The 15,830-nt window shown below is 69.8% G+C and carries 13 protein-coding genes and 1 rRNA gene; 11 read left to right on the top strand and 3 right to left on the bottom strand.

Translation table 11 applies throughout. The annotated features are described in order from the left end of the window. Positions 1 to 8 precede the first annotated feature (8 nt). Positions 9 to 842 carry a hypothetical protein gene (locus tag OG898_RS09580; RefSeq protein WP_250752848.1) on the bottom strand — a complete coding sequence of 278 codons (834 nt, stop codon included), beginning with the start codon at positions 840 to 842 and terminating at the stop codon, positions 9 to 11. Positions 843 to 905: 63 nt separating this feature from the next. On the opposite strand from OG898_RS09580, the gene OG898_RS09575 reads away from it, so the two are divergent. The 4 genes from OG898_RS09575 to ilvD all read left to right on the top strand — a co-directional run bounded on the left by OG898_RS09575 (position 906) and on the right by ilvD (position 6,014). After that, positions 906 to 1,853, top strand: a complete 948-nt coding sequence (locus OG898_RS09575; protein WP_250752851.1) for a Ppx/GppA phosphatase family protein — start codon at positions 906 to 908, stop codon at positions 1,851 to 1,853. A gap of 682 nt (positions 1,854 to 2,535) precedes the next feature. Next, positions 2,536 to 3,369 carry a sugar phosphate isomerase/epimerase gene (locus OG898_RS09570; protein ID WP_266956155.1) on the top strand — a complete coding sequence of 278 codons (834 nt, stop codon included), beginning with the start codon at positions 2,536 to 2,538 and terminating at the stop codon, positions 3,367 to 3,369. Then, on the top strand, positions 3,366 to 3,986 hold the full coding sequence (locus OG898_RS09565; RefSeq protein ID WP_266956153.1) for a TetR family transcriptional regulator: 621 nt from the start codon (positions 3,366 to 3,368) through the stop codon (positions 3,984 to 3,986). The genes OG898_RS09570 and OG898_RS09565 overlap by 4 nt, the downstream gene beginning before the upstream one ends. A gap of 174 nt (positions 3,987 to 4,160) precedes the next feature. Continuing rightward, positions 4,161 to 6,014 carry a dihydroxy-acid dehydratase gene (ilvD, locus tag OG898_RS09560; RefSeq protein ID WP_266956151.1) on the top strand — a complete coding sequence of 618 codons (1,854 nt, stop codon included), beginning with the start codon at positions 4,161 to 4,163 and terminating at the stop codon, positions 6,012 to 6,014. Between the two features lie 90 nt (positions 6,015 to 6,104). Here ilvD and OG898_RS09555 read toward each other — a convergent pair whose 3' ends face one another. Next, positions 6,105 to 8,225: a serine/threonine-protein kinase gene (locus OG898_RS09555; protein ID WP_266956149.1), complete on the bottom strand. Its 2,121-nt coding sequence runs from the start codon at positions 8,223 to 8,225 to the stop codon at positions 6,105 to 6,107. A 106-nt stretch (positions 8,226 to 8,331) separates the two neighbouring features. On the opposite strand from OG898_RS09555, the gene OG898_RS09550 reads away from it, so the two are divergent. The 6 genes from OG898_RS09550 to proC all read left to right on the top strand — a co-directional run bounded on the left by OG898_RS09550 (position 8,332) and on the right by proC (position 12,184). Further along, positions 8,332 to 8,634: a peptidase gene (locus tag OG898_RS09550; RefSeq protein ID WP_266956147.1), complete on the top strand. Its 303-nt coding sequence runs from the start codon at positions 8,332 to 8,334 to the stop codon at positions 8,632 to 8,634. Positions 8,635 to 8,716: 82 nt separating this feature from the next. Next, complete coding sequence (locus OG898_RS09545; protein WP_266960161.1) at positions 8,717 to 9,013, top strand: peptidase; 297 nt, start codon at positions 8,717 to 8,719, stop codon at positions 9,011 to 9,013. Between the two features lie 143 nt (positions 9,014 to 9,156). After that, positions 9,157 to 9,633: a hypothetical protein gene (locus OG898_RS09540; protein WP_266960159.1), complete on the top strand. Its 477-nt coding sequence runs from the start codon at positions 9,157 to 9,159 to the stop codon at positions 9,631 to 9,633. An 87-nt stretch (positions 9,634 to 9,720) separates the two neighbouring features. After that, positions 9,721 to 10,527, top strand: a complete 807-nt coding sequence (locus tag OG898_RS09535; protein ID WP_266956145.1) for an ABC transporter ATP-binding protein — start codon at positions 9,721 to 9,723, stop codon at positions 10,525 to 10,527. Continuing rightward, the gene (locus tag OG898_RS09530) at positions 10,524 to 11,261 is read left to right on the top strand and encodes an ABC transporter permease (protein ID WP_266956143.1); all 738 of its coding nucleotides are present in this window, start codon (positions 10,524 to 10,526) and stop codon (positions 11,259 to 11,261) included. Before OG898_RS09535 ends, OG898_RS09530 begins: the two co-directional genes overlap by 4 nt. Before the next feature lie 113 nt (positions 11,262 to 11,374). Then, on the top strand, positions 11,375 to 12,184 hold the full coding sequence (gene proC, locus OG898_RS09525; protein ID WP_266956141.1) for a pyrroline-5-carboxylate reductase: 810 nt from the start codon (positions 11,375 to 11,377) through the stop codon (positions 12,182 to 12,184). Positions 12,185 to 12,249: 65 nt separating this feature from the next. Here proC and trpS read toward each other — a convergent pair whose 3' ends face one another. Then, entirely contained in the window at positions 12,250 to 13,248 is a 999-nt protein-coding gene (trpS, locus tag OG898_RS09520; RefSeq protein WP_266956139.1) for a tryptophan--tRNA ligase, read from the bottom strand. 925 nt (positions 13,249 to 14,173) lie between these two features. On the opposite strand from trpS, the gene OG898_RS09515 reads away from it, so the two are divergent. Further along, positions 14,174 to 15,698 (top strand): 16S ribosomal RNA (locus OG898_RS09515). The last annotated feature ends 132 nt before the right edge of the window (positions 15,699 to 15,830 follow it).

The following is a 15,830-nucleotide window of genomic DNA, read 5'->3' as shown; positions in this document are numbered from 1 at the left end:
CCTGCGGCCTACTTCTGCTTCGGCGCGGGATCGGCCGGGTGCGGGGCCATCGGCAGCAGCGAGGAGAGCCGCGCCTCGCAGAGCCGTACGAGCTCCTCGTACCCCTCCTTGCCCATCAGCTCCGTCAGCTCGGCGCGGTACGACTCGTACACCGGCTTGCCGGCGCCGTGCGCGGACGTGGCCGAGGTGCACCACCAGTGCAGGTCGTGGCCGCCCGGACCCCAGCCGCGCCGGTCGTACTCGCCGATCGACACCTGCAGGACGCGGGTGTCGTCGGGCCGGTCGATCCACTCGTAGGTCCGCCGGATGGGGAGCTGCCAGCACACGTCCGGCTTGGTCTCCAGCGGCTCCTGGCCGCCGCGCACCGCCAGGATGTGCAGGGAACAGCCGGCCCCCGCCGGGAAACCGGGCCGGTTCAGGAAGATGCAGGCACCGTCCCAGCGGCGGGTCTGCTTCTCCCCGTCGTCGTCGTGCTGCGTCCACCCGGTCTCGCTGCCGACGTCGTGGAACTGCCACAGCTCCGGCGTCAGCCGCGCCACGTTCTCGGCGACCCGCTTCTCGTCGTCCTCGTCGGAGAAGTGCGCGCCGAGCGTGCAGCAGCCGTCGTCCGCGCGGCCCGCCTGAATGCCCTGGCAGCCGCTGCCGAAGATGCAGGTCCAGCGGGAAGTGAGCCAGGTCAGGTCACAGCGGAAGACCTGCTCCTCGTCGGCGGGGTCGGGGAACTCCACCCAGGCCCGCGGGAAATCGAGCCCCTTCTCGTCCGCCTCGGCGGCGGCCCCGGCACCCTTGGCGGCCTTGCCGACCTTGGTCTTGGACTTGTTGGCCTTCTTCGTATTTGGCACAAACCCCAGCCTAAGCGCCCCTTACTCCACCCCTACGCGTTTGGACCAGTAGCGTTTCCCCTCATGAGACTCGGTGTCCTTGATGTGGGTTCGAACACGATCCATCTGCTGGTGGTGGACGCGCATCCCGGTGCGCGCCCGCTTCCCGCGCACTCGCACAAGGTGGAGCTGCGGCTGGCGGAGCTGCTCGACGAACACGGCGCGGTGACGCCGGACGGCGTGGAGCGGCTGGTTTCCGTCATCGGGGACGCGGTGCAGGCCGCTGAGGACAAGGGGTGCGAGGACGTACTCCCCTTCGCGACGAGCGCGGTACGGGAAGCCACGAACGCCGACGAGGTCCTCGCCCGGGTCAAGGCGGAGACGGGCGTGGACCTCCCCGTCCTCAGCGGCGACGACGAGGCCCGCCTGACGTTCCTCGCGGCGCGGCGGTGGTTCGGCTGGTCGGCGGGCAAGCTGCTGCTCCTGGACATCGGCGGGGGCTCGCTGGAGATCGCGTACGGGATCGACGAGGACCCGGACGCGGCCGTCTCGCTCCCCCTGGGCGCGGGCCGCCTGACGGCGGGCTGGCTCCCGGGCGACCCGCCGGACCAGGCGGACATCCGCGCCCTGCGCCGCCATGTTCGGGCCCAGATCGCCCGGACGGTCGGCGAGTTCAGCCGCTTCGGGGCGCCGGACCGGGTGGTGGCCACCTCGAAGACCTTCAAGCAGCTGGCCAGGATCGCGGGCGCGGCCCGCTCCGCGGACGGCCTCTACATCCAGCGGGACCTGACCCGGAAGTCCCTGGAGGAATGGGTCCCGCGACTGGCGGCGATGACCACCGCCCAGCGCTCGGCCCTCCCGGGCGTCTCCGAGGGCCGCTCCAACCAGCTTCTGGCGGGGGCGCTGGTGGCGGAGGGTGCGATGGATCTCCTCGGTGTCGACTCCCTGGAGATCTGCCCCTGGGCCCTCCGGGAAGGCGTCATCCTCCGGCGGCTGGACCACCTCGGAAGGTCCACTCCGGTCGGCGCGTGAGCGGCGCCGGGGGGTTCGCCTCAATCGCCGGCGGGGCTGGGTTGTGGTGGGGTCTGGGTGGCTGCGTGGGGTGGGTCGGGGCCGGGGCCGGGGTGGGGTGTCGGCCTGGACTGCATGATTTAGGCGCCCTGTGCCGAGCTGCGACAGGGTGAAGCCTGCTCTCGCGCCACAAATCACGCTTTACGTCCCGGCCGACACCCCACCCCGTCCCCGTCCCCGTCCCCGACCCGCGCCGCCGCCCCCAGCCCCGCCGGGGGTTGGGTTGTACGGGGGCAGTCGCAGCCTCATCGGGGTTCGAGGCGGCCCGGGGTCTATTCAGCCGTCCGGCGTTTGAGGACCGGGGTCCGGGGCGGAGCCCCGGGGGGTTCGGGCGGAGCCCGGGATCCCGCTTTCGGGCTGCCGATTTCAGCCTCGCCGGCGTTTGAGGCGCGGGGTCTGGGGCGGAGCCCCAGGGGCTTTTCAGCCCGTCCGGCGTTTGAGGACCGGGGCAGGGCTGGCCCTGGGAACGGTGGAAGGGTGGGGCGGGGACTTGCCCCGCAGGGCCGCCCCGCCTGCGGCGAGACAGGGTCCGGCCTGTCAGGTGACGGCTCCGCAGGGCCCGTGACACCAAGGCCCGGCCAGGGCAAGGGTGCGTGGGTTTTCGTGGGCCCGCCCACCGGGGTGACCCCGATACCCTGTCCCCGTGGCAGAACCAGTCCGGATCCCGACCGCGAAAGTCGCCCTCTCCACCGCCTCCGTCTACCCGGAGTCAACGGCGACCGCCTTCGAGATCGCCGCGCGCCTCGGCTACGACGGCGTAGAGGTCATGGTCTGGACGGACCCGGTCAGCCAGGACGTCGACGCCCTGCGCCGCCTCTCCGACCACCACCAGGTCCCGATCCTGGCGATCCACGCCCCCTGCCTCCTCATCACGCAGCGCGTCTGGTCCACCGACCCCTGGACCAAACTCCAGCGCGCCCAGGCGGCAGCCGAGAAGCTCGGGGCGAGCACGGTCGTCGTGCACCCGCCGTTCCGCTGGCAGCGCCAGTACTCCCGCGACTTCGTGACCGGCATCTGGCGGATGGCGGACGAGACCGACGTCCGCTTCGCCGTCGAGAACATGTACCCCTGGCGCTACCGCGACCGCGAGATGCTCGCCTACGCGCCCGAGTGGGACGTCACCAAGGACGACTACCGCCACTTCACGGTCGACCTCTCGCACACCGCGACCGCCCGTACCGACGCCACCGCGATGATCGACCGGATGGGCGACCGTCTCGCCCACATCCACCTCGCCGACGGAAACGGTTCCGCGAAGGACGAGCACCTCGTCCCCGGCCGCGGCACCCAGCCCTGCGCCGAACTGCTGGAGCGGCTCGCCGCCACCTCCTTCGACGGGCACGTCGTCATCGAGGTCAACACCCGCCGCGCGATGTCCTCCGCCGAGCGCGAGGCCGACCTCGCCGAGGCCCTGGCCTTCACCCGCCTGCACCTCGCGACCGCCCCCGGCCCGGCACCCAGGACCCCGCACCCATGACCGAGCCCCAGCCGAAGCCCCGCCGCGGTCCCGGCCGCCCCCGCCAGGACGAGGCCGACGACGGCCCCGGCACCCAGGAGCGCATCCGCCTCGCGGCCCGCGCCGAGTTCGCCGCGCGCGGCTACGACAAGACCTCCGTCCGGGGGATCGCCAAGGCCGCCGGCGTGGACCCGGCCCTGGTGCACCACTACTTCGGCAGCAAGGACGAGCTCTTCGCCGCCGCGATCGAGCTCAGCATGGAGCCCGCCCTCGTCCTGCCCGCGATCCTCGGCGCGGGCCCCGACGGCATCGGCGAGCGCCTGGCCCGCTACTTCCTCGGCGTCTGGGAGAACCCGGTCACCCGGACCCCGCTGCTCGCCGTGATCCGCTCGGCCCTCACCCACGAGGCCGCCGCGAAGGTGCTCCGCCGGCTGATCCTGCACCGGCTGCTGGAGCGGATCGCGGCCGACCTCAACGTCCCCGACCCGACCTTCCGCGCCGAGCTCGCCGCCTCCCACATGGTCGGCATCGCGATCCTGCGCTACGTCGTCCAGGTCGAGCCCCTCGCATCGGCGGACCCGGAGACCATCATCGAGCTGGTGGCCCCCACCCTCCAGCGCTACCTCACCGAGGAATGACGGCACCCGCGCACGCAGCCCCGTAGGCTCCGCACCGTGCCCAATTGCTGAGCCGCCCGTCCCGGGATCCGGACAGCGCGTCCGGATCCCGGGCAGGGGGCGTAGCCTCGTAACCGAGCCATATCCACAGTCGCGGCAGGCGCTCGCGTCACCGCACACATGGGGAGAGATCCGATGCCCGAGCTGAGGTCCCGCACCGTCACCCACGGCCGCAACATGGCAGGCGCACGTGCCCTGATGCGCGCCTCGGGCGTAGCGAGCGCGGACATCGGGAAGCCGATCATCGCGGTCGCCAACTCCTTCACCGAGTTCGTCCCCGGCCACACCCACCTGGCCCCGGTCGGCCGCATCGTCTCCGACGCGATCCTGGCCGCCGGTGCCGTCCCCCGCGAGTTCAACACCATCGCGGTCGACGACGGCATCGCCATGGGCCACGGCGGCATGCTGTACAGCCTGCCCTCCCGCGACCTGATCGCGGACTCGGTCGAGTACATGGTGGAGGCGCACTGCGCCGACGCGCTGATCTGCATCTCCAACTGCGACAAGATCACCCCCGGCATGCTGATGGCCGCCATGCGCCTCAACATCCCGGTCGTCTTCGTCTCCGGCGGCCCGATGGAGGCCGGTCAGGCCACCCTCGTCGACGGCACCGTCCGCAAGCTCGACCTGATCGACGCGATGGTGGACGCCTCCAACGACAGCGTCTCCGACGAAGACGTCCTGCGCATCGAAGAGAACGCCTGTCCCACCTGTGGCAGCTGTTCCGGCATGTTCACCGCCAACTCGATGAACTGCCTCGCCGAGGCCATCGGCCTGGCCCTCCCCGGCAACGGCTCGGTCCTCGCGACGCACACCGCCCGCCGCGCCCTGTACGAGGACGCCGGCCGCACGATCGTCGAGATCACCAAGCGCTACTACGAGCAGGACGACGAGTCGGTCCTGCCCCGCAACATCGCGACCCGTCAGGCCTTCGAGAACGCCATGGCCCTCGACATCGCCATGGGCGGCTCCACGAACACGATCCTGCACCTCCTCGCCGCCGCGCAGGAAGCCGGTCTGAAGTACGACCTCACGGACATCGACGAGATCTCCCGCCGGGTCCCGTGCCTGGCCAAGGTCGCGCCGAACGTGGCGCCCGGCGGCACGTACTACATGGAGGACATCCACCGGGCCGGCGGCATCCCCGCCCTGCTCGGCGAGCTGCACCGCGGCGGACTCCTCAACAAGGACGTCACCACGGTCCACTCCGCCAACCTGGAGGAGTGGCTCGCGAAGTGGGACGCCCGCTCCGGCACGGCCCCCGACGAGGTCATGGAGCTGTGGCACGCGGGCCCCGGCTGCCAGCGCTCCGCCTCCGCCTTCTCCCAGTCCGAGCGCTGGGACACCCTCGACCTCGACGCCGAGGGCGGCTGCATCCGCTCCGTCCAGCACGCCTACTCCAAGGACGGCGGCCTCGCCGTCCTGCGCGGCAACATCGCGCTCGACGGCTGCGTCGTGAAGACCGCCGGCGTCGACGAGTCGATCTGGACCTTCGAGGGCCCGGCCGTGGTCTGCGAATCGCAGGACGAGGCCGTCGACAAGATCCTCCGCAAGGAGATCAAGGCCGGCGACGTGGTCGTCATCCGCTACGAGGGCCCGCGCGGCGGTCCCGGCATGCAGGAGATGCTCTACCCGACGTCCTTCCTCAAGGGCCGCGGCCTCGGCAAGCTCTGCGCGCTGGTCACGGACGGCCGCTTCTCCGGCGGCACCTCGGGCCTGTCCATCGGCCACGCCTCCCCGGAGGCGGCCGCGGGCGGCTCCATCGCGGTCGTGGAGGACGGCGACCGCATCCGCATCGACATCCCGAACCGCTCCATCGAGCTCCTGGTCGACGAAGCCACGCTGGCAGCCCGCCACGCGGCCCTGGGCGGCGTCTACGCCCCGAAGAACCGCGAGCGCAAGGTCTCCGCGGCCCTGCGCGCCTACGCGGCGATGGCCACCAGCGCCGACAAGGGCGCGGTCCGCGACGTCAGCCTCCTGGAGCGCTGACCCCGCCACCCACGGCAAAGGCCCCGCCCGACACCCGTCGGGCGGGGCCTTCCGCGTTCCCCGCGCCTTACGGACCGACCCCGCCCGGCGTCACCACCCCGCGGGATCCCCCGCCGCCACGGCGAACACGGTCCCGTCGGGCGCCGACGCGTACACCCGCCCGTCCCCGACGACAGGTGCGGGCAGACTCGCCGCGAAGGTGTCCTTTCCGGAGCCCATCCGGGGCTTGGTCTGCCCCAGCAACTTCCCCGCACGCGCGTCGACGGCGAGCAGCCGCCCGTCCGAGGCACTCAGGTAGACCCGGCCGTCGGCGAACACGGGCCTGGAGGCGACCGCCACGCCCGTCTCCAGCCGCCATTCCTCCTTGGCTGCGCCGATCGCCGCCAGCGCACCCGTGGCCCCGAACGCGTACACGACCCCGTCCGGCCCCACCGTCGCCTGGGCCTCGTACAGCGGCGAGGGCAGCCGCACCCGCCGTACGGCATGGGTGGCCAGGTCCACCCGTACGACCGCCTCCGTCCTGGTCCGTACGTCGCTGTCCAGTAGGTACAGTCCGCCGCCAGCCGTCCCCACGGGATGGAGCATCCCCGGAGACCGGACCTGCCAGCGGGGCACCCCGCTCGCCGGGTCCACCGCCGAGAGCCGAGTTGCTCTGCCGTTCTCATCGGGCGTCGACACGTACAGCGCGGCAGGCTCCCCCGGCGCCTCCTGGCCGCTCCACCACTCGGAACCGGCCCCGCCGATCTTCTTGGTCCAGCGCGGGGTGCCGGTCGTGCAATCCAGCGCGGTGACGGTTCCATCCACCGCCGTGATCAGTACCTGCCCGCCGGCGGGCAGGGCGTGCGCGCCACTCGGCAGGGTCCGCTTCCAGCGCTCCGCGCCCGTCGCCGGATCCAGGGCCCGTAGCAGTTCGCTCCCGCTTCCCGATGTCACCGCGAGGACCAGCCCACCCCCGTGCAACGGCGCACTGTCGGCCGCGGGCCGGGAGCGCGGGACAGCCGCCCGTACGGACCACAGCGTCGACCCGTCCCCGGGGCCGAGCCGCATCGCGTCCGACTCGGGCCCCGAGCAGTAGAGGGCCGAAGCCTGCCAGGAGCATGCCGCGGCGTATGCGCCCAGAGGCACTGACCACGGCAGGACCTGCCTCGGCACGGGTACCCGCGGGGCGGCGGCCTGTTTCGGGGGCTTGTCGCTGGATGCGGACCACAGGTAGCCGCCTGCGGACCCACCCGCCAGCAGCAGCCCGACCCCCACCGCGACGGCCAAGCGGGTCCGCCGTCTGCGGCCCGGGGCGGACGGGGCCGGGGTGGCGATCTGCTCCCGCCGGTGCGTGTCCTCCTCGTCGGGCACCGGTTGCCTCGGTCGCGGGATGAAGGCCTGCGTGTCCAGATCGGTCGGGTAGGCCACCGACCGCAGCGCCACGATCAGAGCGTCCGCGCTGGGCCGCTCTGCCGGATCCTTCGCCAGGCACTGCGCGACCAGCGGCACGAGCCGCTCCGGCAGACCGGTCAGATCGGGCTCGCTGTGCACCACCTGGTACGCCACGAGGTAATGGCTGTCGGAGTCGAAGGGCCCCCGCCCGGTCGCCGCGTAGACGAGCACCGCACCCAGGGCGAACACATCAGCCGCGGTCCCGACCTCCCGCGGCCGCTGGAACTGCTCCGGCGCCATGAACGGCGGGGTCCCGATCAGCTTCCCCGTCTCGGTGCGCAGATCGCTGTCGGCGGGCCGCGAGATCCCGAAGTCGATGACCCGCACCCCGTCCGGGGCCATCAGTACGTTGCTGGGCTTCAGGTCCCGGTGCACGACCCCGGCCCGGTGGATGTCCCGCAGGGCCTCGGCCAGCCCGGCGGCGAGCCGCGTCAGCTCCTTTGGTTCCAGTACGTGCTCCCGTACCCGCTCGGAGAGCGTCGGGGAGTCGATGAACAGCGTGGCCATCCAAGGCCGTTCGGCATCGGGGTCCGCATCCACGACTGGTGCGGTGAACGCTCCGCTCACCCGCCGCGCGGCCGCGACCTCCTGCCGGAACCGGGCCCGGAACTCCGGGTCCACGGCGTGCTGCGGATGCACGATCTTGACGGCGAGTTTCAGCCCCGACTCGGAGGTGGCCAGGTGGACGACGCCCATGCCGCCGGAACCGAGCACGGACTCGAGCCGGTACTGCCCGGCGTACTCCGGAAAACCCGCGTAGTCCGTCCGCGCTGAACGCACCGCTCACCACCCCCGCCGGAGCCTAGTCGATGGCCCGTGCGAATCTCCAAGGTCTTGCTACCCTGCGCGGGTTGCGCACGGCAACATCCAAGGGGGGAGTTTTCACATGTCTGTTGAGAGCGAATCAAGCCAAGTCCAGAGCCTCGAGTCGGGGTCGGGTTTCCCGACGTTCCCGGTCGCGCCCGGCTACCGCGTGAACGTCCGCCGCGGTCCCGGCACCAACTACTCGGTCAGCCGGGTTCTGCCGCTCGGCGCCTACGTCTCGATCCGCTGCCAGTGCGAGGGAACGAACGTCTCCGGCCCGTACGGCACGTCGAACATCTGGGACTGCATCGGCAACGGCGAGTTCGTCGCCGACGCCTACGTGAAGACCGGCAGCGACGGCTACGTCGCCACCCACTGCGCCTGACCACACCCGGGGGAGAGAAATGATCAGTCGACGACGCATGCTCGGCCTGGGCGGCTCCGTGATCGCCACGGTCCCCGCGCTCATGCTCGCGGGGGCGAGCGAGGCAGCCGCCGCCGTAGGAGGGTCGGGGTTCCCGACGTTCCCGGTCGCGCCCGGCTACCAGGTGAACGTCCGCAGTGGCCCCGGCACCAACTACTCGATCCTTCGGGTCCTGCCGTTCGGCGCGACCGTCGGTGTCCGCTGCCAGTGCGAGGGGCAGGTCATCTCCGGTCCGTACGGAACGACGGCCCTCTGGGACTGCATCGGCAACGGCGAGTTCATCTCCGACGCCTACGTGAAGACGGGCAGCAGCGGCTACGTCACCAGCCGCTGCGGCTGACGCCATCCGGTCCAACCCCCGGCCCGCCCCGTGAGACACCCCGGGCCGACGCCGCCCGGCGGGGGATAATCGCTGGTGTGAGCGACGACCAGCGAGACCAGACCCCCGCCGAGCCGGCCGCCGAGGCCCAGCCGCAGCCCGCCGTGCCCGTCGGCCCCGAGCCCGAGCCGATCCGGTTCTTCGGCACCACCTGGGTGAACCACGACGGCGGCTACGGCGCGCGCCGCGTCGGCGCGGCCGCCGGTGCGCTGGTCCTGGCCGTCATCAGCGCCTTCCTCCTCCGGTTCTCCTACGAGGGCCTGGAGATCGGCAACGTCGGCGCCTTCCTCAGCATCTCGGTCGTCATCCTCTTCGCGATCGCCAGCTCCATCGCCTTCGTCAAGACCTGGGAATCCTTCAGCCGCCGGCAGCCCCCGTCCTCCGACGAGACCGCCCTCAAGGGCCTGAAGGCGATCGGTTTCATCGGCAGCCTCATCGCGTACTTCCTGCGCTGCTTCGTCGAGGCCCCCGGCGAGAAGCTGCGCCGCACCGAGTACGAGCGCGCCTCGGCCGAGTTCACCCGGCGGCGCAGCTCCCGTACCGGCAACCCGGCCGCCCGCCGCCCCAAGCGCAAGAAGTAGCCCCCCAAGAAGTAACCCCGCAAGAAGTAGCCCCGGCACCGCCCCCAGCCTTGCGCCCGGGGCACCGCCAGGAGCATTATTCATCACATGATGAATAACCAAGCGGCCGCCGCCGTCCACGCCGACGGCCTGACCGTCCGCCGCGGCACCGGCCGCAACCCCCGCACCGTCCTCGACGGCCTCTCCTTCGACGTCCCCCGCGGCCGCATCACCGGCCTCCTCGGCCCCTCCGGCTGCGGAAAGTCCACCCTGATGCGCGCCGTCGTCGGCACCCAGGCCCACGTCACCGGCACCCTCGACGTCCTCGGCCACCCCGCCGGCCACCCCGGACTCCGCTCCCGCATCGGCTACGTCACCCAGGCGCCCTCCGTCTACGACGACCTCACCGTCCGGCAGAACCTCGACTACTTCGCCGCGATCCTCGACCCCGGCCGCGCCGCCGCCGAGCGCCGCCGCGAGACCGTCACCCGGGCCATCGCCGACGTCGACCTCACCACCCACACCACCGCCCTCGCCGGAAACCTCTCCGGCGGCCAGCGCAGCAGGGTCTCCCTCGCGGTCGCCCTCCTCGGCAGCCCCGAGCTCCTCGTCCTCGACGAACCGACCGTCGGCCTCGACCCGGTCCTGCGCCGCGACCTGTGGAACCTCTTCCACGACCTCGCCGCCACCCGGGGCGCCACCCTCCTCGTCTCCTCCCACGTCATGGACGAAGCCGAGCGCTGCCACGACCTCCTCCTCATGCGCGAGGGCCGCCTCCTCGCGCAGGACACCCCCGAGGCACTGCGCACCCGTACCCACGCCGACACCGTCGAAGAGGGCTTCCTCCACCTCGTCGACGCCGCCAACGCCGAAGCCGCCGCAGTCACCGCAGCCCCCCACGGGAGCACCCGATGAGCACCGCCCGCACCGTCGCCACCGCCGCCCGCGTCCTGCGCCAGCTCCGCCACGACCCGCGCTCCATCGCGCTGATGCTGCTGGTCCCCGTACTGATGCTGGTCCTGCTCCGCTACGTCTTCGACGGCAACCCGCGGACCTTCAACGGCATCGGCGCGTCCCTCCTCGGGATCTTCCCCCTCATCACGATGTTCCTGATCACCTCCATCGCGACCCTGCGCGAGCGCACCTCCGGCACCCTCGAACGCCTCCTCGCCATGCCGCTCGGCAAGGGCGACCTCATCGCCGGCTACGCCCTCGCCTTCGGCGCCATGGCGGTCATCCAGTCCCTGCTCGCCACCGGCGTCGCCCTGTGGGTCCTCGGCCTCGACGTCGTCGGCTCCCCGTGGCTGCTCCTGCTCGTCGCCCTCCTCGACGCCCTGCTCGGCACCGCACTCGGCCTCTTCGTCTCCGCCTTCGCGGCGTCCGAGTTCCAGGCCGTCCAGTTCATGCCGGCGGTGATCTTCCCCCAGCTCCTGCTGTGCGGCCTCTTCGCCGCCCGCGACACCATGCAGCCCGTCCTGGAAGCGATCTCGAACGTCCTGCCCATGTCCTACGCCGTCGACGGCATGAACCAGGTCCTCGCCCACACCGACATGACCGCCGACTTCGTCCGCGACGCGGGCATCGTCGCCGGATGCGCCCTCCTGGTGCTCACCCTCGGCGCCGCGACCCTCCGCCGCCGCACACCCTGACCGCACTCCGGACACGACACCGCCGCTCCCCGCCCGAATGCAAGGATGGCCACGCAGACGACGTACACGCAGACGACGTATACGCACCAACAGTTCGGCGAGGTGAATCGGGCATGACCCAGACAGTCGCAGTCCTCGGTACCGGCAAGATCGGCGAGGCCCTGCTCAGCGGGATGATCCGCGGCGGCTGGCCCGCCTCCAAGCTCCTCGTCACCGCCCGCCGCCCGGAACGCGCCGAGGAGCTCCGCACCCGCTACGGCGTCGAGGCCGTCACCAACGCCGAGGCCGCCAAGCGCGCCGACACGCTGATCCTCACCGTGAAGCCGCAGGACATGGGCAAGCTCCTCGAAGAGCTCGCCCCGCACGTCCCCGCCGACCGCCTGGTCATCAGCGGCGCGGCCGGCATCCCGACCTCCTTCTTCGAGGAGCGCCTCGCCCAGGGCACCCCCGTCGTCCGCGTCATGACGAACACCCCCGCCCTCGTCGACGAGGCCATGTCCGTCATCTCGGCCGGCAGCCACGCCACCGCCGCGCACCTCGCGCACACCGAGGAGATCTTCGGCGGCGTCGGCAAGACCCTGCGCGTCCCGGAATCCCAGCAGGACGCGGCCACCGCCCTCTCCGGCTCGGGCCCCGCGTACTTCTACTACCTCGTCGAGGCCATGACCGACGCCGGCATCCTCCTCGGACTGCCCCGCGCCCAGGCCCACGACCTCATCGTCCAGGCCGCCGTCGGCGCCGCCGTCATGCTCCGCGACAGCGGCGAACACCCGGTCAAGCTCCGCGAAGCCGTCACCTCCCCGGCCGGCACCACCATCAACGCGATCGTGGAGCTGGAGAAGCACGGCGTACGAGCAGCCCTGATCGCCGCCCTCGAAGCGGCCCGCGACCGCAGCCGCGAACTCGCCTCCGGCAACAGCTGACACCCGCCGGCCGTTACGGGGCTGCGCGCGCAGCCCCGTAACGACGACGACCAGGCCCACTCCCCTCAGGGCTCCAGCAGCCCGATGGCCCGGTACGCCTCGTCGACGACGGGCCGCGCGATCGCCCGCGCCCGCCCGGCCCCCGCACGCAGCACCGCCTCCACCGTCCCCGGATCGGCCGCCAGCTCCGCGTGCCGTACGCGGACCGGCCGCAGCAGCTCCACGACGGCGTCGGCCACGTCCCGCTTGAGCGCCCCGTACCCGGTGTACCCGTCGGCGAGCGCGGCCGGCTCACCCCCGGTGCAGGCCGCGAGGATGTCCAACAGGTTCGCGACCCCGGGCCGCGTGGCCGGGTCGTAGACGACCCCGCCGTCCCCGCTGTCGGTGACGGCCCGCATCACCTTCTTCCGCACCGCCTCGGGCTCGTCGAGGATGAACACCACCCCGGGCCCCGCGTCCCCCGACTTCCCCATCTTCGAGGTCGGGTCCTGCAGGTCCATGACCCGCGCCGCCACCACCGGATGCGTGGCCTTGGGCACGGTGAAGGTGTACCCGTACCGCTGGTTGAACCGCACGGCCAGATCCCGGGTCAGCTCGACGTGCTGCCGCTGGTCCTCCCCGACGGGCACCTCCCCGGTCCGGTACGCCAGGATGTCGGCGGCCATCAGCACGGGATAGGTGAGCAGCGACAGCCGCACCCCTTCCCCCGAGGCCTGCGCCTTCGCCGCCTTCTCCTTGTACTGCACCATCCGCCGCAGCTCCCCGTCCGACGCCGTGCACTCCAGCAGGTACGAGAGCCGGGCGTGCTCGTCCACGTGGCTCTGCACGAACAGCGTGCACTTCTCGGGAGTCAGCCCGGCGGCGAGCAACAGCGTCGCCGCCTGCCGACTGAGCCGGCGCACCCGGGCCGGATCGTGCTCGACGGTCAGGGCGTGCAGATCGACCACGCAGAACAGCGCCTCGTCGGGCTTCTGCTCGGCGGCGACCCACTGCCGTACGGCCCCCAGGTAGTTCCCGAGCGTCAGATGCCCCGTCGGCTTGACCCCGCTGAAGATCCTCGTCATGTCCCTGCTCCCTGCTCGTGTCGGTGTGGGCGTCGACGCCACCGCGTCGGGCGACCGAGCCACTCCCGGGAGGGGAGAAACAGAAACGGCCGCCGTGATCGGCGGCCGTCGAGCGCGTGCGTGCTCGCGTGGATGGTCGGCCGCCGTCAGGCGGCCCACCAGCGAAGGTCGAGCATGAGCGCACGCGTAGTCATGGGGGAGAGGCTAGACCCTGAGGGGTGAGGACGGCGTCAGGTTTGCGCGCCCGGCGGGGCGGGTCAGCCTGGGGTTGACACACCTGTGCCGGATCCGTAAGGTTCTTCGAGTTGTCCGAAGTGAGCGCCGACCCCGGTCGGTCCCCGGACAGCCATCCCGCACTACACATTCGAACGAACGACTCACTTTGTCGTCCCGTTTTCATGCGTATTTGCGAATGAGGAATCCGCGTCCACGGACGCAGTCGCCGATTAGGTTCGGGGGCAAGGAATCCGCTACTGTCTCACTCGTCGCAAGGGCCCAACAGTCCGAACGACAAACCCCGTTGACTGGGAGTCAGGCCCGAAAGGATCTGATAGAGTCGAACTCGCCGGAAAGGAAAACGCGAAAGCGAAGACCTGGAAGGCGGAAAACAAGCGAGACAGACTCTGATAGAGTCTGAAACGCAAGAACAGAACAGAACGAAAGCCCGGAGGAAAGCCCGAGAGGGTGAGTACAAAGGAAGCGTCCGTTCCTTGAGAACTCAACAGCGTGCCAAAAATCAACGCCAAAAAGTTGATACCCCGTCCATTTCGGTGGATGAGGTTCCTTTGAAAAAAGACCTGTGAGGTCGCGGCTTCGGCCCTGACGCTTGCAGGCAATTACACAGCGAGGACGCAGTGGACGGTCGGTCTCATTCCGACATGACTGTCCCGCTCTAAGTGCGTGTGCACCCGATTACGGGTAAACATTCATGGAGAGTTTGATCCTGGCTCAGGACGAACGCTGGCGGCGTGCTTAACACATGCAAGTCGAACGATGAAGCCCTTCGGGGTGGATTAGTGGCGAACGGGTGAGTAACACGTGGGCAATCTGCCCTTCACTCTGGGACAAGCCCTGGAAACGGGGTCTAATACCGGATAACACTCCTGCCTGCATGGGCGGGGGTTAAAAGCTCCGGCGGTGAAGGATGAGCCCGCGGCCTATCAGCTTGTTGGTGGGGTAATGGCCCACCAAGGCGACGACGGGTAGCCGGCCTGAGAGGGCGACCGGCCACACTGGGACTGAGACACGGCCCAGACTCCTACGGGAGGCAGCAGTGGGGAATATTGCACAATGGGCGAAAGCCTGATGCAGCGACGCCGCGTGAGGGATGACGGCCTTCGGGTTGTAAACCTCTTTCAGCAGGGAAGAAGCGAAAGTGACGGTACCTGCAGAAGAAGCGCCGGCTAACTACGTGCCAGCAGCCGCGGTAATACGTAGGGCGCAAGCGTTGTCCGGAATTATTGGGCGTAAAGAGCTCGTAGGCGGCTTGTCACGTCGGATGTGAAAGCCCGAGGCTTAACCTCGGGTCTGCATTCGATACGGGCTAGCTAGAGTGTGGTAGGGGAGATCGGAATTCCTGGTGTAGCGGTGAAATGCGCAGATATCAGGAGGAACACCGGTGGCGAAGGCGGATCTCTGGGCCATTACTGACGCTGAGGAGCGAAAGCGTGGGGAGCGAACAGGATTAGATACCCTGGTAGTCCACGCCGTAAACGTTGGGAACTAGGTGTTGGCGACATTCCACGTCGTCGGTGCCGCAGCTAACGCATTAAGTTCCCCGCCTGGGGAGTACGGCCGCAAGGCTAAAACTCAAAGGAATTGACGGGGGCCCGCACAAGCAGCGGAGCATGTGGCTTAATTCGACGCAACGCGAAGAACCTTACCAAGGCTTGACATATACCGGAAAGCATTAGAGATAGTGCCCCCCTTGTGGTCGGTATACAGGTGGTGCATGGCTGTCGTCAGCTCGTGTCGTGAGATGTTGGGTTAAGTCCCGCAACGAGCGCAACCCTTGTCCTGTGTTGCCAGCATGCCCTTCGGGGTGATGGGGACTCACAGGAGACCGCCGGGGTCAACTCGGAGGAAGGTGGGGACGACGTCAAGTCATCATGCCCCTTATGTCTTGGGCTGCACACGTGCTACAATGGCCGGTACAATGAGCTGCGATACCGTGAGGTGGAGCGAATCTCAAAAAGCCGGTCTCAGTTCGGATTGGGGTCTGCAACTCGACCCCATGAAGTCGGAGTTGCTAGTAATCGCAGATCAGCATTGCTGCGGTGAATACGTTCCCGGGCCTTGTACACACCGCCCGTCACGTCACGAAAGTCGGTAACACCCGAAGCCGGTGGCCCAACCCGTAAGGGAGGGAGCTGTCGAAGGTGGGACTGGCGATTGGGACGAAGTCGTAACAAGGTAGCCGTACCGGAAGGTGCGGCTGGATCACCTCCTTTCTAAGGAGCACAGTACCGATTGCAGACAAACGTTCTGCACGGTCAGCTCAGGGTGGAACGTTGATTAGTTGGCACCAGATGATCTGATGATTCTCAAGTACTGCTTCGGCGTGGAAAGAGGATTCGGAAGAG

The sequence above is a fragment of the Streptomyces sp. NBC_00193 genome (assembly GCF_026342735.1).
GTDB lineage: Bacteria > Actinomycetota > Actinomycetes > Streptomycetales > Streptomycetaceae > Streptomyces > Streptomyces stoeckheimensis.
This window is presented reverse-complemented; position numbering and strand designations above follow the sequence as displayed.

Bases quoted from the DNA above. Each gene is read 5' to 3' on its own strand.
- OG898_RS09575 (WP_250752851.1), top strand. From the start codon at position 906: ATGAGACTCGGTGTCCTTGATGTGGGTTCGAACACGATCCATCTGCTG.
- OG898_RS09565 (WP_266956153.1), top strand. From the start codon at position 3,366: ATGACCGAGCCCCAGCCGAAGCCCCGCCGCGGTCCCGGCCGCCCCCGC.
- ilvD (WP_266956151.1), top strand. From the start codon at position 4,161: ATGCCCGAGCTGAGGTCCCGCACCGTCACCCACGGCCGCAACATGGCA.
- OG898_RS09550 (WP_266956147.1), top strand. From the start codon at position 8,332: ATGTCTGTTGAGAGCGAATCAAGCCAAGTCCAGAGCCTCGAGTCGGGG.
- OG898_RS09545 (WP_266960161.1), top strand. From the start codon at position 8,717: ATGCTCGCGGGGGCGAGCGAGGCAGCCGCCGCCGTAGGAGGGTCGGGG.
- OG898_RS09535 (WP_266956145.1), top strand. From the start codon at position 9,721: ATGATGAATAACCAAGCGGCCGCCGCCGTCCACGCCGACGGCCTGACC.
- OG898_RS09530 (WP_266956143.1), top strand. From the start codon at position 10,524: ATGAGCACCGCCCGCACCGTCGCCACCGCCGCCCGCGTCCTGCGCCAG.
- proC (WP_266956141.1), top strand. From the start codon at position 11,375: ATGACCCAGACAGTCGCAGTCCTCGGTACCGGCAAGATCGGCGAGGCC.
- trpS (WP_266956139.1), bottom strand. From the start codon at position 13,248: ATGACGAGGATCTTCAGCGGGGTCAAGCCGACGGGGCATCTGACGCTC.